Origin of the sequence: Allotamlana fucoidanivorans, from assembly GCF_045788535.1 — a bacterium.
Lineage (GTDB): Bacteria > Bacteroidota > Bacteroidia > Flavobacteriales > Flavobacteriaceae > Allotamlana > Allotamlana fucoidanivorans.
In genome coordinates, this window is record NZ_CP074074.1 from 1,191,079 (window position 1) to 1,213,761 (window position 22,683).

General features: G+C 34.5%; 24 protein-coding genes. 20 read left to right on the forward strand and 4 right to left on the reverse strand.

Going from position 1 to position 22,683, the window contains the following annotated elements; translation table 11 throughout:
* Positions 1-23: 23 nt before the first annotated feature.
* The 17 genes from KFZ70_RS05575 (at position 24) to KFZ70_RS05655 (ending at position 15,590) form a co-directional block, all read left to right on the forward strand.
* Complete coding sequence (locus tag KFZ70_RS05575) at positions 24-2,585, forward strand: tetratricopeptide repeat protein (protein ID WP_233243970.1); 2,562 nt, start codon at positions 24-26, stop codon at positions 2,583-2,585.
* 19 nt (positions 2,586-2,604) lie between these two features.
* A complete protein-coding gene (locus tag KFZ70_RS05580; RefSeq protein ID WP_139694486.1) occupies positions 2,605-3,018 on the forward strand; it encodes a polymer-forming cytoskeletal protein in 414 nt (137 codons plus the stop codon).
* Positions 2,981-3,208 carry an AtpZ/AtpI family protein gene (locus KFZ70_RS05585; protein WP_139694485.1) on the forward strand — a complete coding sequence of 76 codons (228 nt, stop codon included), beginning with the start codon at positions 2,981-2,983 and terminating at the stop codon, positions 3,206-3,208. Before KFZ70_RS05580 ends, KFZ70_RS05585 begins: the two co-directional genes overlap by 38 nt.
* The gene (locus tag KFZ70_RS05590) at positions 3,208-3,603 is read left to right on the forward strand and encodes a DUF6168 family protein (protein ID WP_139694484.1); all 396 of its coding nucleotides are present in this window, start codon (positions 3,208-3,210) and stop codon (positions 3,601-3,603) included. Before KFZ70_RS05585 ends, KFZ70_RS05590 begins: the two co-directional genes overlap by 1 nt.
* Positions 3,604-3,705: 102 nt before the next feature.
* The gene (gene atpB, locus KFZ70_RS05595; RefSeq protein ID WP_139694483.1) at positions 3,706-4,782 is read left to right on the forward strand and encodes a F0F1 ATP synthase subunit A; all 1,077 of its coding nucleotides are present in this window, start codon (positions 3,706-3,708) and stop codon (positions 4,780-4,782) included.
* 34 nt (positions 4,783-4,816) lie between these two features.
* On the forward strand, positions 4,817-5,008 hold the full coding sequence (gene atpE / locus KFZ70_RS05600; RefSeq protein WP_168796694.1) for an ATP synthase F0 subunit C: 192 nt from the start codon (positions 4,817-4,819) through the stop codon (positions 5,006-5,008).
* Positions 5,009-5,090: 82 nt separating this feature from the next.
* Positions 5,091-5,591: a F0F1 ATP synthase subunit B gene (locus KFZ70_RS05605; protein WP_139694482.1), complete on the forward strand. Its 501-nt coding sequence runs from the start codon at positions 5,091-5,093 to the stop codon at positions 5,589-5,591.
* A 5-nt stretch (positions 5,592-5,596) separates the two neighbouring features.
* Entirely contained in the window at positions 5,597-6,133 is a 537-nt protein-coding gene (gene atpH, locus KFZ70_RS05610) for an ATP synthase F1 subunit delta (RefSeq protein WP_139694481.1), read from the forward strand.
* Between the two features lie 29 nt (positions 6,134-6,162).
* Positions 6,163-7,743 (forward strand): F0F1 ATP synthase subunit alpha, encoded by a 1,581-nt coding sequence (gene atpA, locus KFZ70_RS05615; protein WP_139694480.1) that lies wholly within the window; start codon positions 6,163-6,165, stop codon positions 7,741-7,743.
* A 43-nt stretch (positions 7,744-7,786) separates the two neighbouring features.
* Positions 7,787-8,647 carry an ATP synthase F1 subunit gamma gene (atpG, locus tag KFZ70_RS05620; RefSeq protein WP_139694479.1) on the forward strand — a complete coding sequence of 287 codons (861 nt, stop codon included), beginning with the start codon at positions 7,787-7,789 and terminating at the stop codon, positions 8,645-8,647.
* A 186-nt stretch (positions 8,648-8,833) separates the two neighbouring features.
* Positions 8,834-9,196, forward strand: a complete 363-nt coding sequence (locus KFZ70_RS05625) for a hypothetical protein (RefSeq protein WP_139694478.1) — start codon at positions 8,834-8,836, stop codon at positions 9,194-9,196.
* Between the two features lie 89 nt (positions 9,197-9,285).
* Positions 9,286-10,710, forward strand: a complete 1,425-nt coding sequence (locus KFZ70_RS05630) for an oligosaccharide flippase family protein (RefSeq protein ID WP_139694477.1) — start codon at positions 9,286-9,288, stop codon at positions 10,708-10,710.
* 1 nt (position 10,711) lies between these two features.
* A complete protein-coding gene (gene dut, locus KFZ70_RS05635; protein WP_139694476.1) occupies positions 10,712-11,146 on the forward strand; it encodes a dUTP diphosphatase in 435 nt (144 codons plus the stop codon).
* 30 nt (positions 11,147-11,176) lie between these two features.
* Positions 11,177-12,196: a sugar phosphate nucleotidyltransferase gene (locus KFZ70_RS05640; protein WP_139694475.1), complete on the forward strand. Its 1,020-nt coding sequence runs from the start codon at positions 11,177-11,179 to the stop codon at positions 12,194-12,196.
* 35 nt (positions 12,197-12,231) lie between these two features.
* Positions 12,232-13,596, forward strand: coding sequence for a lipopolysaccharide assembly protein LapB (locus tag KFZ70_RS05645; RefSeq protein ID WP_139694474.1), 1,365 nt, complete (start codon positions 12,232-12,234; stop codon positions 13,594-13,596).
* Positions 13,596-14,360, forward strand: a complete 765-nt coding sequence (locus tag KFZ70_RS05650; protein WP_139694473.1) for a DUF4292 domain-containing protein — start codon at positions 13,596-13,598, stop codon at positions 14,358-14,360. The genes KFZ70_RS05645 and KFZ70_RS05650 overlap by 1 nt, the downstream gene beginning before the upstream one ends.
* Entirely contained in the window at positions 14,361-15,590 is a 1,230-nt protein-coding gene (locus KFZ70_RS05655; RefSeq protein ID WP_139694472.1) for a murein hydrolase activator EnvC, read from the forward strand.
* A gap of 13 nt (positions 15,591-15,603) precedes the next feature.
* Here KFZ70_RS05655 and KFZ70_RS05660 read toward each other — a convergent pair whose 3' ends face one another.
* Both KFZ70_RS05660 and KFZ70_RS05665 read right to left on the reverse strand, forming a co-directional pair.
* The gene (locus tag KFZ70_RS05660; RefSeq protein ID WP_139694471.1) at positions 15,604-16,116 is read right to left on the reverse strand and encodes an acyl-CoA thioesterase; all 513 of its coding nucleotides are present in this window, start codon (positions 16,114-16,116) and stop codon (positions 15,604-15,606) included.
* Positions 16,117-16,187: 71 nt separating this feature from the next.
* Positions 16,188-17,507 (reverse strand): SPOR domain-containing protein, encoded by a 1,320-nt coding sequence (locus KFZ70_RS05665; RefSeq protein ID WP_139694470.1) that lies wholly within the window; start codon positions 17,505-17,507, stop codon positions 16,188-16,190.
* A 104-nt stretch (positions 17,508-17,611) separates the two neighbouring features.
* On the opposite strand from KFZ70_RS05665, the gene dprA reads away from it, so the two are divergent.
* Complete coding sequence (gene dprA / locus KFZ70_RS05670; RefSeq protein ID WP_139694469.1) at positions 17,612-18,715, forward strand: DNA-processing protein DprA; 1,104 nt, start codon at positions 17,612-17,614, stop codon at positions 18,713-18,715.
* 98 nt (positions 18,716-18,813) lie between these two features.
* On the opposite strand, the gene trpS is transcribed toward dprA, so the two are convergent.
* Complete coding sequence (trpS, locus tag KFZ70_RS05675; protein ID WP_139694468.1) at positions 18,814-19,782, reverse strand: tryptophan--tRNA ligase; 969 nt, start codon at positions 19,780-19,782, stop codon at positions 18,814-18,816.
* Between the two features lie 836 nt (positions 19,783-20,618).
* Between trpS and KFZ70_RS05680 the strand changes: the two genes are divergently transcribed.
* Together KFZ70_RS05680 and KFZ70_RS05685 are read left to right on the forward strand one after the other, a co-directional pair.
* A complete protein-coding gene (locus KFZ70_RS05680; protein WP_158293151.1) occupies positions 20,619-20,777 on the forward strand; it encodes a hypothetical protein in 159 nt (52 codons plus the stop codon).
* A gap of 449 nt (positions 20,778-21,226) precedes the next feature.
* Positions 21,227-21,610 (forward strand): hypothetical protein, encoded by a 384-nt coding sequence (locus KFZ70_RS05685; protein ID WP_139694467.1) that lies wholly within the window; start codon positions 21,227-21,229, stop codon positions 21,608-21,610.
* Positions 21,611-21,699: 89 nt separating this feature from the next.
* Here KFZ70_RS05685 and KFZ70_RS05690 read toward each other — a convergent pair whose 3' ends face one another.
* Complete coding sequence (locus KFZ70_RS05690; RefSeq protein ID WP_139694466.1) at positions 21,700-22,638, reverse strand: nicotinic acid mononucleotide adenyltransferase; 939 nt, start codon at positions 22,636-22,638, stop codon at positions 21,700-21,702.
* Between the last annotated feature and the right edge of the window lie 45 nt (positions 22,639-22,683).

Genomic DNA, 22,683 nt, shown 5'->3' on the forward strand with positions numbered 1-22,683 from the left:
TTATGTAACTAAATATGCCGGCATTGAAATCATCGTTTAAATCTATCATTATTGCATCATTATGTGTGGCTTTGGCAATAAGCTGCTCCAGAAAAAAGGATAAGTTTATTAACCGAAATTTTCATGCGGTTACCGCTGAATACAATACTCTGTTTAATGGCTATAATGCATTAGAAGAAGGCAGAGAAGCCCTTAATAATACTTATTTTGATAATTACTGGGATATTTTGCCCGTTGAACGTCTTGAGGTGTTTGATGATGTTATTTTGCCAGGTCAATCAAAGAATGAAAACTTTTCAAGGGCAGAAGAAAAGGCTATAAAAGCTATTCAGAAGCATGGAATGAACATTGAAGGGAAAGAAAGAAACCCTCAAATAGATGAGGCTTATATTCTTTTAGGAAAGTCTAGGTATTTTGATCAGCGATTTATCCCCGCGTTAGAGTCTTTCAACTACATTTTGTATAAATATCCAGCTAGTGATAAAATAAATCAAGCTAAGGTATGGCGCGAAAAGTGTAACATAAGGCTTGATAATAATGAGCTTGCTATAAAAAACTTAAAACGCCTCTTAAAACAAGAATCTTTAGAGAGACAAGACCTTGCAGATGCTACCTCAATTTTGGCGCAGGCTTATATTAACACAAAAGCTTTAGATAGTGCTATAACACAGCTTGACATTGCGGCAACAGCTACTAAAAGTAATGATGAACGCGGACGCTTTAGGTTTATTCAAGGGCAGCTGTACAATGCTTTAGGCGTAAAAGATAGTGCCAATATGGCTTTTGATAAGGTTATTGTGCTCAATCGAAAAACACCGAGAATATACATGATTGTAGCTCAGCTTGAAAAAATTAATAATTTCAATGTCGATTCAGGAAATAAGTTTGAAGTGGCTACTTTATTAAGAGAGCTGGAAGAGAATAGGGAAAACAGACCGTTTCTTGACAAAATTTATCATCAAACCGCCGAGTTCTATTTAAAAAATGAGTCAGATGCTTTAGCGATTAACTTTTATAACAAATCGCTACGCACAAATTCAAGAGATAAGTATCTTAAGGCTAGAAATTATGAAAGGTTGGGCGATATGTATTTTGAGGCTTCGGTGTATGCTGACGCTGGTGCATACTATGATAGTACCATGACTAATTTGGTGTTAAATTCTAAACCCTATAGAGTCATTAAAAAGAAGCGAGATAATTTAAAAGATGTTATTTACTACGAGGCTATCGCTAAAACTAATGACAGTATTTTAAACTTAGTTAACCTGAGTGAAGCAGATCGATTAGCGTATTTTAATGAACATGTTGAAGCCTTAAAGGTTAAGGCGCAAATAGAAAAAGAACAAGCTGAAGTTGATGAAAATAACAGTGGTTTGGCAACTGTAAATAATCAAATAGGAGCTTTATCAAATGCAGGGCGAGGGGTTCCTAATCAAGCTACTCTGTTTTATTTTTATAACCCTACAACGGTTGCTTACGGTAAAAATGAATTTGTTAAAGTTTGGGGAGATAGAACCAATGATGACGATTGGCGCTGGTCAAATAAAATAAGTACAGGAGTTGCTGGAAATATTTCAAACTCTAATGATTTGGACGCAATTTCTGAAGAAGAAAAATTTAATCCGCAGTTTTACCTATCAAAAATACCATCAAATCAGAAAACTATTGATAGTATAAGCAACGAAAGAAATTACGCGTATTATCAATTAGGATTAATTTATAAAGAAAAGTTTCAGGAGTATGATATGGCAAAAAACAGGTTTCAAGACTTGTTAAAAAGTAATCCAGAAGAACGATTGAAATTGCCTTCAAAATATAATCTTTACAAAATCTATGAGCTATTAGGTGACCATGATGAAGCGCAAATAGCAAAAGCAGATATTATTGCCAGCTATCCAGACTCCAGATATGCAGCCATTTTACAACACCCTGAATTAGGCGCAAGTGAGGATGAAAATAGCGCTGAAAACCTCTATGAGAAACTCTATGAGTTGCATGAAAATCAGCAATATGCTCAGGTTATTACAAATAGTGATACCTACATTACTCAGTTTGATGGGGAGCCTATTGTGCCAAAATTTGAATTATTAAAGGCCATGGCTACTGGCCGATTGTTTGGTTATGAGGCTTATAAAAAGGCAATAAATCGGGTTGCGGTAACCTATGCTAATACGTCTGAGGGTAAGCAAGCACAACATATAGAAGATCAGGTATTACCACAAATTGCAAAAAAGGAATTTGTAGTATCTTCTGATAGTATTTTGGGGCATTACAAAGTGGTGTTTAAGTTTAAAGATAAAACACCAAAAGAAGTTAATGGATTTAAATCTACTCTTGATACTGTACTTAAAAATGTAAAGTATTATAAGCTTAAATCATCAAAAGATATTTATAGCCCAAACACAACGTTTATTGTGGTTCATGGTCTGCATTCAAAGCGTGTGGCAGACACATTTGATCAAATCATAAGCGAAAAAGACAAGGAAAAAATTAAAATTCCATATTTTGCAATATCATCTGAAAATTATCAGATTATTCAAATACATAAAAATTTGGAAGCCTACTCAAATCTATACAATAATTAACCTAACACTTAGTTTTATTATGTTTTCTGAAAATAAAAAAGACAAGCAAATGACAGAAGGATCATCAAGTCAAAATATTATAGCACAAGGCACCTCTATTGTAGGTGACGTTGAAAGTCAAGGCGATTTTAGAATTGACGGAACTGTTGAAGGTAACGTTAAAACCTCTGGAAAAGTAGTAGTAGGTAAATCTGGATTAATTAATGGTACATTACATGGTACAGATGCCTATTTCGAGGGTAAGTTTTCGGGTAAGCTAACCTTATCAGGAACATTAACATTAAAATCGTCAGCACAGGTTGAAGGTGAAGTGGTTGTTGGCAAACTAGCCGTTGAGCCTGGCGCTACCTTTAATGTAGAGTGTGCTATGAAAGGTGCCGCAAAAGAGATTAATAATGGCCAACAAAAACGAAAATCAGAAAAATCAGCTTAAGCAAATAGCGGCACTATCAGGTATTGCCATACAAATGGGAGTTACCATTTATCTTTTTGTGCTTTTAGGTAAATGGATAGATTCTAAATTTGATAGTGAATCAAAAGTGTTTTTGATTGTCTTTACGCTTCTTGGTGTTGGCATAGCGCTTTATGCTGTTTTAAAACAAATTAATAAGCTAAATCCGTAATGTTAAAAAGACTCGCCGTTAATTGTGGTATTCTCTTTGCGGTGGCGGTGGCGGCATGTGGTATACATGTTGTAGTAAATAGTTTTGTGGAGCAACCGGTTGTGGTTAAAGAAATTATCTATTCCTATACGGTCAACGCGCTTTTGGCTTGTATCGTTGTTTTGTTACTTTTTGTTTTAAAGCGTAAATTAAAAGATCAGCTTGGTTTTGTTTTTATGTTGGCAAGTATGCTTAAGTTTGTGTTCTTTTTTATTTTGTTTTACCCAAGATATCACGCTGATGGCGATTTAAGTAGAGTGGAATTCCTCATTTTCTTCATTCCTTACGTCATTTGCCTCATTACAGAAAGCATTATTTTGTCTAAGTTTCTCAATACTTTAGATAATTATAAATAGTTATAATTGAACGAAATAAATAATATTAAAATTTGTTTTTTGCTTTTGAGATAAAAACATACCTTTGCAGCGATTTTTAAGCCACTATTTATAATAAGTGATATGCAGAATATTATTTCTAGAAAAACGATTTGTTTACTTTTCTTAATGGTTACAACGTTTTCTTTTGCAAAAGAAGAAAAGCACGAAGGTGAAGGTGACATTAAAACTGAAATAAAAGAATACATCAGTCATCACTTGCTTGACTCACATGATTTTAGTTTGTTTTCTTATACTACTGATTCTGGAGAACATAAGTATATTGGTTTTCCTCTTCCTGTGATTTTATGGGATAATGGTTTAAAAGTATTTTCATCTTCACAATTTCACCATGGCGAATCTGTTGCTGAGGTTGATGGAGATTACTACACGCTTTATCACAATAAAGTTTACAAAACAGATGCCGAGGGAACCATCACCCTTGATGATCACCACCATCCAACCAATGTTAAGCCTATAGATTTTTCAGTAACTAAAAATGTATTTACCATTTTCTTGGTTGGGTTGTTAATGTTTTTTGTGTTTAGCAGAATGGCTAAAAAATACAAAACAAATAGTTTGCCTAAAGGTATTGGAAGAGGTTTAGAGCCAATCATTCTTTATATTAGAGATGATATTGCGGTGCCTAACATAGGAGAAAAGAAATACAAAAAGTATATGCCGTACTTGTTAACCGTTTTCTTTTTTATCTGGATAATTAACCTATTAGGTTTAACACCACTTGGGGTTAACGTTACAAATAACATAGCTGTAACACTTGCATTAGCATTAATAACGTATTTCTTAACTACGTTTACAGCAAATAAAAATTACTGGGGTCATATTTTTTGGATGCCAGGAGTGCCATGGCCAATGAAAATTATTTTAGCACCAATTGAGTTGCTAGGAACTATTATCAAGCCATTTTCATTAATGATTCGTTTGTATGCTAATATAACAGCAGGACACATTGTATTGATGAGTATCATTGGATTAATGTTCATATTTAAAAACTGGATAGGAAGTCCATTGTCTTTTGGTTTAGCATTTGCTTTATCATTGTTAGAGCTTTTAGTTGCAGCTTTACAAGCCTATATCTTTACAATGCTTTCAGCCTTGTATTTTGGTATGGCGGTTGAAGAACATCATGATGATCACTAATTTTTGAATGTTTAATTTTTAATATATATACATTATGACAATTCCAAACATCGTTGGAGCAGGTTTAATCGTTATTGGTGCTGGTTTAGGTATCGGTAGAATTGGTGGACAAGCAATGGATGCTATTGCACGTCAACCAGAAGCCTCTGGAAAAATCCAAACTGCTATGCTTATTGCAGCAGCACTTATTGAAGGTATTGGATTTGCTGCTTTATTTGCAGCTTAAAAAACCTAAAAACAGCTTTAACGGTTGGTTAAGGCTGTTTTTTTAAAATTAGTATTGTATTAAAATCTATAGATATAAATAAATGGAAAAGTTAATAAATGAGTTTTCAATAGGATTATTCTTCTGGCAATTAGTATTGTTCATTGGTTTAGTTTTACTTCTAAGAAAATTTGCTTGGAAACCAATACTTGATGCTGTTGAAAAGCGAGAAGGTGGTATTAAAGATGCGTTAGATGCTGCTGAAAAAGCAAAGTTAGATATGACTAACCTTCAGGCAGATAATGAAAAGTTATTAAAAGAAGCTAGAGCTGAGCGTGAAGCTATGTTGAAGGAAGCACGTGATATTAAAAATAAAATGATTGAAGATGCTAAGGGAGAAGCTCAAGAACAAGCTAATAAAATGATTGAGCAAGCTCAAGCTGCTATTGAAAGCGAAAAAAAGTCTGCTATGGCCGAACTTAAAAATCACGTGGCTGGATTATCTTTAGAGATTGCCGAAAAAGTAGTGCGTACAGAATTATCTAACAAAGACAAACAATTAGAATTGGTTGAGTCAATGTTAGCTGAAAAAACTTCAAAATAAGAATCATGGCAGGAGCAAGAGCAGCAATCCGTTACGCAAAAGCAGTGTTAAGTTTAGCTACAGATCAAAAATCGGCTGAAGCGGTTAATGATGATATGAAGTTAATTGCTGAAACTGTTGCAAATAATCAGGAATTAACAAGCATGCTTCATAGTCCTGTAGTCCCTTCTTATGAAAAAAAAGCGGTTTTATTGGAGGTGTTTAAATCAGCTCATAAAACCACCTTAAGCTTAATTGATATACTAGACACAAATAATCGGGTGAATATTTTGGACCAAGTAGCGGTTAAATATCAAGAATTATTTGATGAAGCCAAAGGTGTTCAATTAGCTACGGTTACAACGGCAGTAGCGCTAACAGCGGCATTAAAGAAGGAAGTTCTAGCCAAGGCAAAAGAACTTACAGGGAAAAATGTTGAACTAGAAAATACTATTGATGAAAGCATTTTAGGTGGTTTCATTTTACGTGTAGGTGATGTGCAGTACAACGCAAGTGTTGCTAATCAACTAAACAAATTAAAAAGAGAATTTACATTAAACTAAGATATTTATATATCTAAATAAATAATAAGATGGCAGAAGTAAAACCAGCTGAAATATCAGCAATCTTAAAAAAACAACTTTCAGGTTTTGAGGCTAGTGCTTCATTGGATGAAGTAGGAACTGTATTAACTGTAGGTGACGGTATTGTACGTGCTTATGGATTAGCTAATGCTCAATATGGTGAGTTAGTTGAATTCGAAGGCGGGTTAGAAGGTATTGTACTTAACCTTGAGGAAGATAATGTTGGTATTGTATTACTTGGTGGGTCTACAGGAGTAAAAGAAGGCTCTACAGTAAAACGTACTGATAAAATTGCTTCAATCAATGTTGGTGAAGGTATTGTTGGTCGTGTGGTTGATACATTAGGTAACCCAATTGATGGTAAAGGTGCTATCTCGGGTAAAACTTACCAAATGCCACTAGAACGTAAGGCACCAGGTGTTGTTTTCCGTGAGCCTGTAACAGAACCATTACAAACAGGTATCAAATCAATTGATGCTATGATTCCTGTAGGTCGTGGACAACGTGAGTTGGTAATTGGTGACCGTCAAACTGGAAAAACTACGGTTTGTATTGATACCATCTTAAATCAAAAGGAATTTTATGATGCAGGTGAGCCTGTATATTGTATATATGTTGCTGTAGGACAAAAAGCGTCTACAGTGGCAAACATTGCTAAAGTGTTAGAAGAAAGAGGCGCACTTGCTTATACTACTATTGTAGCGGCTAATGCTTCCGATCCTGCTCCAATGCAAGTTTACGCTCCAATGGCTGGTGCTGCAATTGGTGAGTATTTTAGAGATACTGGACGTCCAGCATTAATCATTTATGATGATTTATCAAAACAAGCGGTAGCGTATCGTGAGGTATCTTTATTATTACGTCGTCCACCAGGACGTGAGGCCTACCCAGGTGACGTTTTCTACTTACACTCGCGTTTATTAGAGCGTTCTGCAAAAGTAATCAATGATGATGCTATTGCTAAAGATATGAACGATTTACCTGAGTCGTTAAAACCATTAGTAAAAGGTGGAGGGTCATTAACTGCATTGCCAATTATTGAAACGCAAGCAGGTGACGTATCAGCCTATATTCCAACAAACGTAATTTCTATTACCGATGGGCAGATCTTCTTAGATGGTGATTTGTTCAACTCTGGTGTTCGTCCGGCAATTAACGTAGGTATTTCAGTATCACGTGTTGGTGGTAATGCTCAGATTAAATCAATGAAAAAGGTTGCAGGTACCTTAAAATTAGACCAAGCACAGTTCCGTGAGTTAGAAGCATTCGCGAAATTTGGTTCAGATTTAGATGCTGTTACTTTAAACGTAATTGAAAAAGGGAAACGTAATGTTGAGATCTTAAAACAAGCTCAAAACGATCCGTTTACTGTTGAAGATCAGGTAGCTATTATCTATGCAGGATCTAAAAACTTATTAAAAGATGTACCTGTAGAGAAAGTAAAAGAATTTGAAAGAGATTTCATTGAATTCTTAAATGCTAAACACAGAGACGTTTTAGATACTCTAAAAGCAGGAAAATTAACTGATGAAGTTACAGACACATTAACGGCTGTAGCAAAAGATTTATCAGGAAAGTATAGAGCATAATTATGATTCCCACTAAAGTGGGAGTTATTTCATATTTTAAAATATGGCAAATTTAAAAGAAATACGTAACAGAATATCTTCAGTATCTTCAACAATGCAGATTACCAGTGCCATGAAAATGGTATCGGCTGCAAAGTTAAAGAAAGCGCAAGATGCCATTACAGCAATGCGTCCTTATGCAGATAAGTTAACTGAGCTTTTACAAAGCTTAAGTGCTACTTTAGATGCTGACTCTGGAAGTGCCTATTCTGAACAACGTGAATTAAAAAAAGTACTTATTGTTCCAATCACCTCTAATAGAGGATTGGCGGGTGCCTTCAATTCAAATATCATTAAAGAAGTTAATAGACTCGCTACTGAAACGTATGCTAATCAAGAGGTTTCTTATTTAGCTATTGGTAAGAAAGCAAATGATGCTTTTAAAAAGACCAATAAAGTTATTGCTAATAAAAGTGAGGTGTTTGATGATTTAACCTTTGATAATGTTGCTGATGTAGCACAATTATTGATGGATAAGTTTGTTGCAGGTGAGTTTGATAAGATTGAAGTTGTATATAACAAGTTCAAAAATGCGGCGACTCAAATTGTAATGACAGAACAATTTTTGCCAATTGTTCCTGTTGAAGGCGATGCCAATGTTAATGCTGATTACATCTTTGAACCCTCAAAATTAGAAATTGTAGAAGAACTTATTCCTAAGTCTTTAAAAATGCAATTGTTTAAGGCAATTAGAGATTCTTTTGCTTCAGAGCACGGGGCACGTATGACAGCTATGCATAAAGCCACTGATAATGCAACAGAGTTAAGAGATCAGCTTAAATTAACTTATAATAAAGCGCGTCAAGCAGCTATTACCAATGAAATTTTAGAGATTGTTGGTGGCGCAGAGGCTTTAAACAACTAAAATATATTGAACTGAACCGTTCAGTGTCTATAAATATTAAACCTCACGCTTTCGTGGGGTTTTTTTATGGCATTACTTTTGGTTTAATATATTTATAATTCAACATCTGTTAAAATGAAAGTATTACTATATAGCACCATATTTTTATTGTCTTTAAGCTTTGTACATTGTGCGAGCTCAAAGCCAATGAAAAAGGATGTTCCACTTAAATTGGGTTCAGTATATTATAAAGATACACCTAGCCTTAGTGTATTTATTCCTGTAATTCATAATCCTGATAGTATAAAGTTAGATAGTCTCTACTTTAAAGGGCAAAAGGCTACTTTAAAATTTGAACATAGTATGTATGTTGCTAATTTTGAGTATTCTAATAAAGAAAACAGGGATGTTGTAATGAGTCATGAGTCTTACGCTGAATATGGCAATCAAGCACCTTTAAGGTTAGTAAGGTCTCCTATAAAACTAAAACAAGGTGAAGCTTTGGTAAGTTACCATGTAAACAAAGAACCACGATATTTCATTATTGAAGACATTAGTTATAAACCATAATTTGAGTTTTTAAGGTTTTTTCTATAATAAAATATCTTTGTTTCACTTAGGCTAAAAACGTACATTTAGCAAACGAAATCTACTTTCTATTGGGCGCAATTAAAAAGTTCTTTAAAGACACTATAATTTATGGTCTGGCAACAGTTTTGCCAAGACTGATGAATTTCGTTCTGGTGCCGTTGCATACTCAAACTTTAGGGACGGTTAGTTATTCTGATAATACGACTTTTTATGTGTATGCCGCTTTTTTTAATGTGTTACTTACCTATGGCATGGAAACTGCTTTTTTTAGGTTTTTTACCAAGAGTGAAGAAAAACAAAAAGTGTTTTCAACAGCATTAATAAGTTTAACAGTTACAACGCTACTGTTTTTAATTGTGGTATATGCTTTTAGTGTGCAGTTGGCCGATTTCGTCCATTTGAAACAAAGCTATTTTAATCTCTTATTAGGTGTTTTAGTGCTAGATACTATAGTGGTTATTCCCTTTGCGTATTTAAGAGCTACAGGGCGTCCTATTAAGTTTACCGCTATCAAGCTTAGTAATATCATTATTTATGTGTTGCTGAATTTTTTCTTTTTATGGGCTGTTCCTAAATTTCAAATTGAACTATCGTTCTATAACAGTAAAGATTTGGTGCAATATATTTTCATTGCTAATTTAGTGGCTAGTGGTGTTACTTTTTTATTGTTGACACCGTATTTTTTCAAAAATAAATTAGAATTCAGTATACCCATTTTTAAACAGTTATTACATTATGGTTGGCCTATTATGGTGGCCGGTTTGGCCTATGTAATTAATGAGAATTTTGATAAATGGTTATTGCCCAATGTACTTGGAAAAGACATCAATGGCGCTTATAGCGGTTGTTATAAAATAGCTGTTTTTATGACTATTTTTATTCAGGCATTTAGGTTGGGAGCCGAACCATTCTTTTTCAATCACGCTAAAGAAAAAAATGCCAAAGAAACGTATGCCAAGATTATGAAATATTTTGTGATATTCGGTAGCCTTATGTTGGTCTTTATTATTGCTTATGTTGATATTTTCAAAATGCTCATCGTTCGTAACGAAAGCTATTGGATAGCCATTAATATTGTGCCTATTGTATTATTAGCCAATTTATGCTTAGGCATTTATTTTAATCTGGCCATTTGGTATAAGCTAACAGATAAAACTCGCTATGGGATGTATTTATCAGTTGTTGGGGGAGTTATTACCATAGTGTTTAATGTGTTTATGATAGAGCGCATGGGCTTTATTGCAGCCGCATGGGCAACCTTACTGGCTTATGGTGCTATGATGGTATTGTCGTATTATTTCGGACAAAAACATTATGCCGTACCGTATAACCTAAAGCGCATTTTGCTGTATTTAGGTGTGTCTATTGTTTTATCGGTAGCAGCCCTTAATACAAATACCAACTATTATATAAATACCGCCTTAGTTTTAGTATTTTTGGCAATGGTTTTATACCTAGAAAAAGAAGAATTGAAACAATTGATAAAACGATAGTATGCAAATTAAAATAATAAACAAATCCAGTCATGATATACCTAACTATGAAACCGTTGCGTCGGCTGGCATGGATTTAAGAGCCAATCTTTCAGAGCCTAGAGTATTAAAACCCTTAGAACGTAGCGTTGTAGGTACTGGATTATTTATAGAACTCCCCGTCGGTTATGAAGCACAAGTGCGTCCAAGAAGTGGGTTAGCAGCAAAAAAAGGGATTACAGTTTTGAATGCTCCAGGAACTGTTGATGCAGATTATAGAGGCGAAATAGGCGTGATTTTAGTTAACCTATCTCATGAAGAATTTGTCATTGGAAATGGAGAACGTATTGCACAATTAGTGATAGCTAAGCATGAGCGCGCAGAATGGGTTGAAGTAGAAACGTTGTCTGAAACCGACCGAGGTGCGGGAGGTTTTGGTAGTACCGGAGTTAAATAAAAGCTGTTAATTTAATACTGAATTAGAAAAATGAAAATAATAGTCCCAATGGCTGGGCGTGGCTCCAGATTGCGTCCGCACAGTTTAACCGTACCTAAACCCTTAATTCCTGTTGCAGGCCAACCCATAGTACATAGGTTAGTGAAAGATATTGCTAAAGTATTAAAGCAGCCTATTGATGAAATTGCTTTTGTTTTAGGAGACCCCGCATGGTTTGGAGATGATGTTGTAGATAGTCTCAAAGGTTTAGCAGTAAGTTTAGGCGCAAAGGCCTCTATATACCGCCAAGATAAACCACTAGGAACAGGTCATGCTATTATGTGTGCTAAACCATCACTTTCGGGTCCAGCTGTTATAGCCTATGCTGATACACTTATTAGAGCCCAATTTGAGCTAGATCCTAATGCAGATAGTGTGATTTGGACAAAGCAGGTAGACAACCCAGAGGCCTATGGTGTGGTCAAACTAAATGCCAAGCAAGAGATTATTGAACTAGTGGAGAAACCAAAAGAGTTTGTTTCAGATCATGCTGTTATTGGAATTTACTATTTTAAAGATGTTGGCATTTTAAAAGAAAAACTACAAGAAATTCTTGATGAAAACGTTATGAATGGCGGCGAATACCAAATTAATGATGGTATAAAGCGGATGATGGCCGATGGAAAAATCTTTAAAACAGGAACGGTAGATGAATGGATGGACTGTGGCAATAAGGCAATAACTGTTGAAACCAATCAACGTATGTTAGGCTTTTTGCAGGCCGATGGAGACGAGCAACTTATAGCTAATTCGGTACAAATTCAAAATGCCAATATAGTAGAACCCTGTTTTATTGGAGAACATGTGGTGTTAAAAGATTGTACTATTGGACCCTTTGTTTCTATTGGTAACAATACAGTGATTGAAAATGCTACCATAAAAAACAGTTTAATTCAAACCAATACTGAAATAAAAAATGCTAATCTTAACCAAGCCATGATTGGAAATCATGTAAAATACAATGGCGAGTATACAAGCATCAGTATTGGAGATTATTCGGTTTTAGAATAGTTCATGCCATTTTTAAACCGATTGCAATGCATCTTATGAAAAGAAATAACCTAATTATTTTATGGCTTCTTTTTGGAATGATTTTCATTCCGCAGACGATGCGTGCTCAGGTAGATTTTAATAAAACACCTGATGATGATTTAGGTGATAACGAAGATGCCTTTCAGGAATTGTTTTACGAAGGTTTGAAGCAAAAAAGTATTGAGAACTATGATCGGGCGGTTGAAGCGTTTTTAAAGTGCATAGAAATTGATAAATCAGTCCCCGTTTTATATTTTGAACTTGGTAAATCCTACAATAAGCTTAAAAATTTTGGTTCTGCTGAAGATGCTTTTAAAAAAGCGGTGGATAAAGATCCAAATAACGAATGGTTTTTAGATGAGTTATATGGGTTTTATGCTGAGCAAAACCAACACGATGAGGCTTTAAAAACAGTAGAGCAATTGGTAAAATACCATCCTGATTATAAAGAAGATTTGGTGACCTTACTTATAAAAACAGAAAAATATGATGAGGCTTTAAAGCTTCTAGATGAGCTTGATGCAGAATTGGGTGTTTCTGTAACCAGAGACATGATGCGTAACAACGTTTATGACCTTACAGGACGTAAAGAGGAACAAATTGAGAATCTGCAATCACGTATTAAACGTAACCCAAATAAGGAGTCAAACTATCTAGCTTTAATCTTTCGTTATAGTGAAAATAACCAAAAAGAAAAGGCTTTTGAAACAGCTAAACAACTCTTAAACACCCATCCTAATTCGCAGCTGGTACATTTGGCTTTGTATAAATTTTATTTAGATGATAATGAACCTGAAAAGGCCATTGAATCGATGAAAATAGTGGTACAGAGCACAGCCATAAAACCAGAAGCCAAACTTAAAGTATTAAATGATTTTGTGAGTTTTGTACAACAATATCCCCAATATCAATCAGAGTTGGTTGAAGCCACCTCAATGGTAAGTGAGGCAGAAAATGGAAAGTCATTGATGGAATTAGGGCACTATCATTTATCAAACAACAACAAGGAAAAGGCCTTAGAATCTTTTGAAAAAGTATTGGTGTCTGAGCCCAATAACATACTAGCTTTAAAAAACATATTGCTGCTTTATATTGATTTTGAAACATATGATTTAGCAAAGTCAAAAAGTTCAGAAGTGCTAGAAAAATTTCCTTCACAACCTTTATTTTATTTAATAAATGGAGTGGCCTGTAATGCATTAGGGGTACCAAACGAGGCTATTGAGGCGCTTGATGCGGGGATAGATTATATTATTGATGACCCAAAAATGGAAGCCGATTTCTACCTTCAGTTAAGTAAGGCATATACTTTGTTAAACAATACTGTAAAAGCAAAAACGTTTAGTGATAAAGCTAAACAAATTCAAAGTTCAAATTAATGCGTAGATACCTCTATATTTTTTTAAGTAGTATACTTTTAGTGGTGAGTTGTAAGTCAGTAAAAACTGCTAAAGATGGAGCACCAGATTATACCCTGTCTACAAGGCAATTATTTAAGGCTAATGAAAAACAAGAAGCACAGTTTAAAACGCTACAGGCTAGATTGAAAATTACGTTTTCTCAAAATGGCAATTCTCAAACACATACGGTAACGTTCAGAGCACAAAAAGATAAAGTGCTTTGGATGAATGCTTCCTTCTCAGTAATTAGAGCTATGATTACGCCAGAGAAAGTTAGTTTCTATAATAAAATAGATAACACTTATTTTGATGGTGATTATAAATATTTGAGTGATTTACTCGGTACAACGCTTGATTTTAATAAGGTTCAAAATTTGTTGATGGGCGAAACGCTTTACCCTTTAAGTTCGAGCGAATATGTGTCTGCTGTTGATAATCAAGTTTATGTGGTACAACCAAAAGTACAGCGCGAACTATTTGAAATTTTCTTTTTACTAAATCCGTCTAATTTTAAAGTTAAATCACAACAAATTACCCAGCCACAGGAGTTAAGACATCTTCAAATTGATTATGAGTCTTTTCAAAAGGTTAATAATCAAGTGCTGCCTGAAACTGTAAAGGTAATCGCTGTTGAGGCTAATGAAGAAACAATTATAAATTTGGAATTTAAAAATGTGTCTTTGAATGAAGCATTACGCTTTCCGTTTAAAATTCCGTCAGGTTTTGAAAAAATTGAACTTTAAATGATAAAGAGAACACTGTCATATAAAGTATTATTTGTTTTCGTGTTGCTGATGGCTTGTTTCTCAGGATATGCGCAAACCAATAAACAGCAGCAACTAGAATCTCGTAGGCAAGAATTACGCCGGGAAATTGAGAAAATAAATGCGTTAAGAGCCGAAAATAAATCAAAAGAAAAATCAGAGCTTTCCCTCATTGAAGATTTCAATTATAAAATCAGTGTGTTGTCAAACCTAATCAAGGTGACGAATCAACAAGCAAATCTTCTAACGCGAGAAATTAATACCAATCAAGATAAGATTTCAGATTTAAGAGAAGAATTGGTTCAGCTTAAAGAAGATTATGCGGCCATGATTGTAAAATCATATAAAAGTAAGAATCAACAAAGCCGTATTATGTTTTTATTATCTTCTGAAGACTTTAAACAGGCTTATAAGCGCTTGCAATATATTAAGCAGTATTCAGAGCATCAAAAGAAACAAGGCGAGGTTATAAAGGCTAAAACAGAGGAATTACAAGCTACAAATACCAAGTTGTTAAAACAACAACAGGAAAAGAAAACACTTATAGCTGAAAATAGAGCTGTTCAAAAAACCTTAGAGGCAGAGCGCAGGCAACACCAAAGCTTAATGTTTGATATTAAAAAGAACTTGTCAAGGTATGCCTCACAATTGCGTCAAAAACAACGTGAGGCGGATAGAATTGATAAGGAGATTGAAAAAATAATTAGGGCCGCCATAGCAAAATCGAATAAGAAAGCGGGTAAGAGTACCAGTTCAAAAAGTTTTGCTCTAACTGCCGAAGAGAAAGTGTTGGCTTCAAATTTTGTAGCTAATAAAGGGAAACTACCGTGGCCAGTAGAACGCGGCGTGGTACGATTGGGTTATGGTACACAACGTCATCCCATAGATAAATCCTTGACCATTAAAAGTAATGGCGTGCGTATAGCCACTACCAAAGGGGCTAAGGCCAGAGCTGTATTTGCGGGTGAGGTAAGTGAAATATTAAAAATGAAGAACGTAAATCCTATTGTGATGATTCGTCATGGGAATTATTTAACCATCTATAAAAATTTATCTTCTGTATATGTGAAAAAAGGAGATAAGGTAAATACAAAACAAGAGATAGGAGAAGTGTTTACTAATCCTAGTAATGGCGATACTATTTTAAGTTTCACTATATCAAAAGGGTTTAATACAGAAAATCCCGCAAGTTGGATTTATAAAATGTAAGACTGCACTAGATTCATTCTTCAAAAAGGGCTTTAAGTTCACTGGCTTGCGCTGGTTTTATTTTTCCTGCTAAAAGTAAACTCAGTTGTTTACGTCTTAACGCCGCTATAAAACGTTGCTGTTCTAATTCGGTTTCAGGAATTAACTCAGGAACACCAACGGGGTTTCCCGTTTCATCAACAGCTACAAAGGTATATATGGCTTCATTGGCCTTGGTGCGTTTACCCGATTCACGATCTTCCGTCCAAACATCAATAAACACCTCCATAGACGTTTTAAATGCCCTAGACACTTTAGCTTCAACGGTTACAACACTACCCAGAGGCACAGCACGACTAAAGGCCACATGATTTACAGAAGCGGTTACAACAATGCGTCTTGAATGACGTCTGGCAGCAATACTGGCAGCACGATCCATTCTAGCTAAAAGCTCACCTCCAAAAAGATTATTTAAAGGGTTGGTTTCACTAGGTAAAACCAAATCGGTCATTATAGTTCTAGATTGTTCAGGAGTCTTTGCTGTCATAACACATTTTTTATTCTGTGTTGCAAAGGTACAGTGCTTTTAAAGATTAATAAACTAAAAATAAAGGGTTTTTAGTTGCTCACCTTCACGATAACTGTTTTTCTTTCAAAATTTGAATTAGAATAAGCTTTTTGAGCCTCTTGTACTGTGTTTAAATGATCATATTTTTGTTGGTAAATAAAATACATACCACTTTCATTATGATAGAAAAATTTAGTGTTTTTGATACCTTTTGCAGCCATTTTTGTTAAAAAGGCATCTCTTTTTTCTACGGTATTAAAATTACCTAGCACCAAATAGAAAGCACTCTCTGCATTTTCAACATTTCTAACAATTTGTATTAGATTTGACTCGTTATTAGAAGTAAAGTCAGTCACAGTTTCATTAATAGTGTCATATTCTATTTGTGCTTCTTTATTTTCAGAAATACGAGGTGTTGTAACAGATTTGATGTTCTCTTTTTTTATTGAAATTTCAGTATCGATTTTTATCCAAGCGTCTTTATTATGTGACACTCTAATGTCTCTAACTGCTTTTAAGGCTTCCTTTCCAGTTTCAAAGCTTCCATAAACAACTTCATAAAGACCAGATTTATTTAAACCTAAAACTCTTGCTTTGAATCCTAGTGCTTTAAGCTGTTTTACTTTTTTTATGGAGTTTTCTTCAATTCTAAAGGCACCTGCAACAACATGATAATGTCCTGTTTGTTTAGACACATTTAGAGTGACTGCTGGCAGCGGGTTTAAACTAAACGTAGCTTGTTGAATTTTAGTTTCTAGTTTTTGCGTTGCCTCTTCTAAAGCCATTTGATTGTGAGCTTCAACTTGATTGGCGTAGTATTTTGAAGCTCCAAATCCACCTAAGGTTAAGGTAATCATAGCAACAGCAGCATATCTTAAATATGGTCTAGATTTGCGTTTCTCTGGTGTAATTGAAATAGGAATTACATTCTCAATGGCTTCAACTTCTTTTTTATAAACCTCTCGTGTTACCACTGGTGATAAACCAAAAGAGTCTGTTAAATAGTTGAGTTGATAGGTAGGTTCAAATAAAATTTTACCTTCATTATTCAATCGTATTTCTCCAATGGCTTTAAAGGTTAAAACTTCGCCTTCGGTTAAATATGATTTTATAAGTTTAACACGTTTAGCAATTTTTTGGTTTGCCGCTTCAAAAGGAATCTTTTCTATATCGGCAATATAATGCGCCAATAAACCGTCGTTTTTTTGAATTTGCTCATTAAAGGATAATACTTTTTTAGGTGCATGAAATGTATGGGTTATGTCATCAATTGATGCCGATACACGTTGTGATAAAAAAGAGCCAAAGTCAGGAATGGTAACGCACTCGTATCTATACAGTAAGTCGCTAATGTAGGTTTCTAGTTGCATAATCCAAAGTTAAAAAATAATGCATTGCAGTAAAATTTAGATGAAGGTATTTATTAACAGTGTAAAAAATATTTTATTTTAGTTTTAAAATCAGATACTTACCTATGACCGAAAATGATTTGCTCCATACATTAACCTTGCAACATGTACCCAATATAGGAGATATTACAGCCAAAAAACTGATTGCGCATTGCGGATCTGCTGAAGCTGTTTTGAAAGAAAAAAAGAGTCACTTGTTAAAAATTGATGGCATTGGAGTGTATACTATAAATGAACTCCATGAAGCAAGTCATAAAGTTGAAGCCGAAAAGGAGATGCTGTTTATTAAGCAAAATGACATTGATGTCCTGTATTTTGAAGATGCCAAATATCCTGAGAAATTAAAACATTGTATAGATGCCCCTATACTATTGTTTCAAACAGGTAACATTAACTTAGAAAATCAACATATTATTAGCGTTGTAGGAACACGAAAAATAACCACGCAAGGCATAGCTTTTTGTGAAATTTTAATGGAGCAATTAGCGCCATTTAATCCCGTAATTGTATCTGGATTTGCTTATGGTACAGATATTACAGCACACAAATTTGCTATTAAGAATAAACTTCAAACCATAGCTTGTTTGGCACATGGATTTAACCAAATGTATCCAAAAATACACAAAAAGTATGTTGCTGATATGGAAAAAAATGGAGGTTTTTTCTCCGATTTTTGGAGTTCTTCTAATTTTGATAGGAATAATTTTTTAAAGCGTAATAGAGTGATTGCGGGTCTAAGTGAAGCCACCATAGTAATTGAATCGGCCGAAAAAGGAGGAAGTTTAGTAACGGCAGACATTGCACATTCTTATAATAGAGATGTATTTGCAGTGCCTGGCAGAGTAACCGATAGCCAAAGTGTGGGGTGCAATAATTTGATAAAACAGCAAAAAGCGCATATGCTTTCCAATCCTCTAGATATTCCCTACATGCTCAATTGGAAACTAGAAGAAGAGCAGCAGCCTGCGGTACAAAAACAATTGTTTGTTGAATTAGATACCTATGAAAAAGAAATTTATAATTATCTGAAGGAGCATCAAAAGCAACAAATAGATACCATTGCACTTCATTGTAAGCTACCTATATTTAAACTAGCTGGTATGCTTTTAAATATGGAATTAAAAGGAGTGGTAAGACCGTTGCCAGGCAAATTATTTGAGGCTGTTTAGTTTTCTTTACTGGAACACCCATGGCAGTCCAACCGAAATGTGGTATCAAAACAGAATCAGACACAAAGGTAATAATCTCTAAATATATTTTACTCAAATTAGTAACCTACTTTATGTCTTACACGGTTTAAAACCTTATCAGCAACAAGTCTGGCCTTTTCGGCACCAACAGCCAAAGCCTTATCAATTTCATTGAGGTTATTCATGTAGTAGTGATACTTCTCACGAGGTTCTGCAAACTTTTCAACTATTAATTCATAAAGAGCTTGTTTAGCATGACCGTAGCCGTAACCACCATTTTCATAATTCGCTTTCATGGTCGCAATTTGCGCTTCATTGGCTAACAAACTATATATAGCAAAACAGTTGCAAGTACGCCAATCTTTAGGGTCTTCAAGAGCTGTGCTATCGGTTTGAATACCCATAATTTGTTTTCTTAGTTTTTTATCAGGAAGGAATAAATTAATGGTGTTATTTCTACTTTTACTCATTTTTTCACCATCGGTGCCTGGAATTAACTTTGTGTTTTCTTGAATTTGTCCTTTAGGTAACACAAAAGTTTCGCCCACTTTAGAGTGGAATCTTGAGGCGACATCACGGGTCATTTCAATATGCTGTAATTGATCTTTTCCAACAGGAATGATTTCGGCATCATAAAGCAAAATATCAGCAGCCATAAGCATGGGATACGTGAACAAACCCGAATTAACATCCTCTAGTCTGTCGGCCTTATCTTTAAAACTATGTGCTAGAGTTAGGCGTTGATAAGGAAAGAAACAACTTAAATACCAAGATAGTTCAGTCACTTGTGGAATATCGCTTTGTCTGTAAAATACTGTTTTTTCAATGTCTAAACCAAAAGCTAACCAGGTTGCTGCTGTTGAATAGGTATTTTCTCTTAAAGTTGCCGCATCTTTAATTTGGGTTAAGGTGTGTAAATTGGCAATGAACAAAAACGAATCGTTTTCGGGTTTTTTAGCCATGTCAATTGCTGGTATAATAGCCCCTAAAATGTTTCCTAAATGTGGTGTTCCTGTACTTTGTATGCCTGTAAGTATGCGTGCCATAATTTTTGAATAAAGCGCAAATTTACAGATATATTAAGCAATAAAAAAAGTGGCACTACTCCCTTTTTTTATTTTTTTGGCAGACCATCTATAAACAATAAGGTCCAAGCGCCAATAACACCTGTAAGCAAATCACCGATACATCTTCCCTCAAGAGAAAAGTCCAATTGACAAAATTGCCTCCTTGAGGGGTTATTTCCTAACTAGACTTGTTACCTTTACTCGGACACAAAATTTAAGACCGTTTGTTATAAAACAAAGATCTTAGAAACATGAAAAACAATTTTGAAGCCGCGAATTAAAGGAACAGGCTGTACGGTTAAGCTAATAGCGAGAAAACATAAAAGAGTTAGCTGACGTGATGGGCATAGAAGTTCAAAGAATCTGAATGACGCAGAGCATCCAAAACAAGCACATCTCCTAAGTCTTAAAAATATAATATCCGATGACACCTTGGAGCTTAAAAGATTACGCAAAGCTCTTATGGAAAAAGAGCTAGAGCTTGAGATATTAAAAAAGCCGTTTACAAAATACCCGAAAACAGTATTTTCTCCTCTTAATATCAGTAAGGGTTTGTAGTCAGTTATAGGCATTTATATCCTATCGAGAAGATATGTAAGAGCATTAAAAGTGAGTAGGAGTAGTTTTTGCATATGGTTTGTGGGTGGTCCATCCAAAAGATCCTTACAACATCGTTTGTTTACAGATTTATTAAAACATGAATTTGATAAGAGTCATGGGCGTTACAGGTCAACAAGAATAGCAGAACAATTTGAATGTTATATTGTTGTATATCAATGTAAAAGTTTTCTAAAATCATGAAAGAAAATAACTAGGTGAGTAAGTATAAAAGAAAATTTAGGGTCACCACAGATCCCAATCACAAATATACAATTTGTGGAAATTGGTTGGAAGGCGACTTTAATCCTAGCAGATTAAATGAAGTTTGGGTATCTAATATTGCCTATATCAAAACTCAGGAGGGTTGGTTGTAGCTCATTACCTTTATTGATTTATATGACAGACGAGTGATTGGCTGTTCATTAAGTACCAGTCTGCATACAAGCCAGACTATTATCCCAGCGTGGAAAATGATCATGTAAAAAAGAGAGATAACACAAGATTTACTTCTGCATTCAGACTGAGGGATACAATATGTGGCAAGTCCATTTTAGTCTGCTGATAGAGGTCTGGGAGGTACGATATTGAAGAAATAGCATAAAAAATATAAAGGAACTAAAAATCGTTCCCGGGATTTCAATGCTATTTAGCGACAAAATAATGCCTTTTCACTTATTTCTTAACATAGACACTCAGATTAACTTATGTAAAGTTAATCTCCGCTTAACATACTTTTAAAGTTTCATGTCTAAATTTATAGGTTACAAGATTCAGTATTACGTTTTGAGTACTGAAAAACATTGAACTAAAAGTTTGCTAGACTATGGATATTCAAAGTGTTGAAAACTTCCTAGATAAATTTGATTATTCTTATGAAAGGGTTGGGGATATTCTTTTTATAAAAATGGATTTTTATCATGATGTTATTATTGACTTTTCTAATCCGAAAAAAATTCTGATTAAAGATCAATTAAAACCCTGTAACTTTTTAACAGGATGTTTTAGAATGAGTTTAAAACAAGCCATATTGTTTAATATTATTTTTACGGTAGTAGCGAGCTTATTAGTTGGTTTTGTTGATGTGTATGTTGGCTTAATCTTGTTTTTTGGTTTGATGTTATGGGGGTTGCTTTGGTCTATTTTGTACATTTCAAAGTATGAAAATCTAAGGTATATTCTCATTAATAGGTTAAACCGAGCGGTTTGAAAAATGGGTTGTTTTTAAATAAAAAAGAAACCGCCTGAAAAAGAAATATTCAAACGGTTTCCCACTAAATAACCAACCAAAAATTATTATTAAACCCTAGTATTTTCTCGTGGGTTGTCTACTTTATCTTTTCTAAACTTACGTTTCTTTTCTGCTGTTTTACCATCAGCGGTTTTAAGATATTGAATATAACCCCTACCTAAAAACCTATAAACTGTTTTTGATGATGGGTGGAACAGCTCTATTGTTTCATCATCTATAACGGTGAGTTCAAAGTATTCATTGCCCATGAAATCATAATCTAATGTTAAAGTTTTTAAATAGAAATCATTGTCTACATCGCCAACACCATAAACCCCTGTATAGTCCCAGAAAATATAGTTTGGGTTTAGCCCTAACTCATCTTTAGAGCTTCTAAACGTAGTATCGTTTCCACCTGCTAAAAACTGTAAGTAGTTTTCGTGGTCAAACTCATTAATAGCACCATATTCACTGGTAAACGTTTTTTCCCAGGCTTCATATTCTTGTAAGAAGTAATGTATGTTGTCATAGAATACGAAGTCGTAATCAAAATTCTTACGTTGATAGCCTTTTAAAAAGTATGATGTGTCTAGCCTAGGATTATATAGCTCTATGGTATTTGCATTTATTTGATAAACATCAAAGGTTTCAAAGCCGTCTAAATCGTGTGATACGTCCAAAATCATGTTATAAGCATTATAAGCGCCAACGTCAATTCCAAACCCATCACCAGTATAACCTAATCCAACAATATTGTTATTAGCATAAAGCACACCTTGTATAAATGATATGGTAAAGGCTTTTTGTAAAAATGGGACTTCGCCATAACCTTTGGTAGCATTAATATCCACATACCATAATTCATAACTGTTTAATAATTCATTAATCGTTATGGGTCTTTCAACGGGTGGTTCAACAATGATGGTGTCAACCAGGGTTTCTGTGTAGCAAGAAGTAAATAAAGTGGCAGAAAGGGCAAAAATAAAAAGTAATTTTATAGTCTTCATAAGGCATTCGATTTTGGGTTTCTGTTAATCCGGTTTCAAAACGCG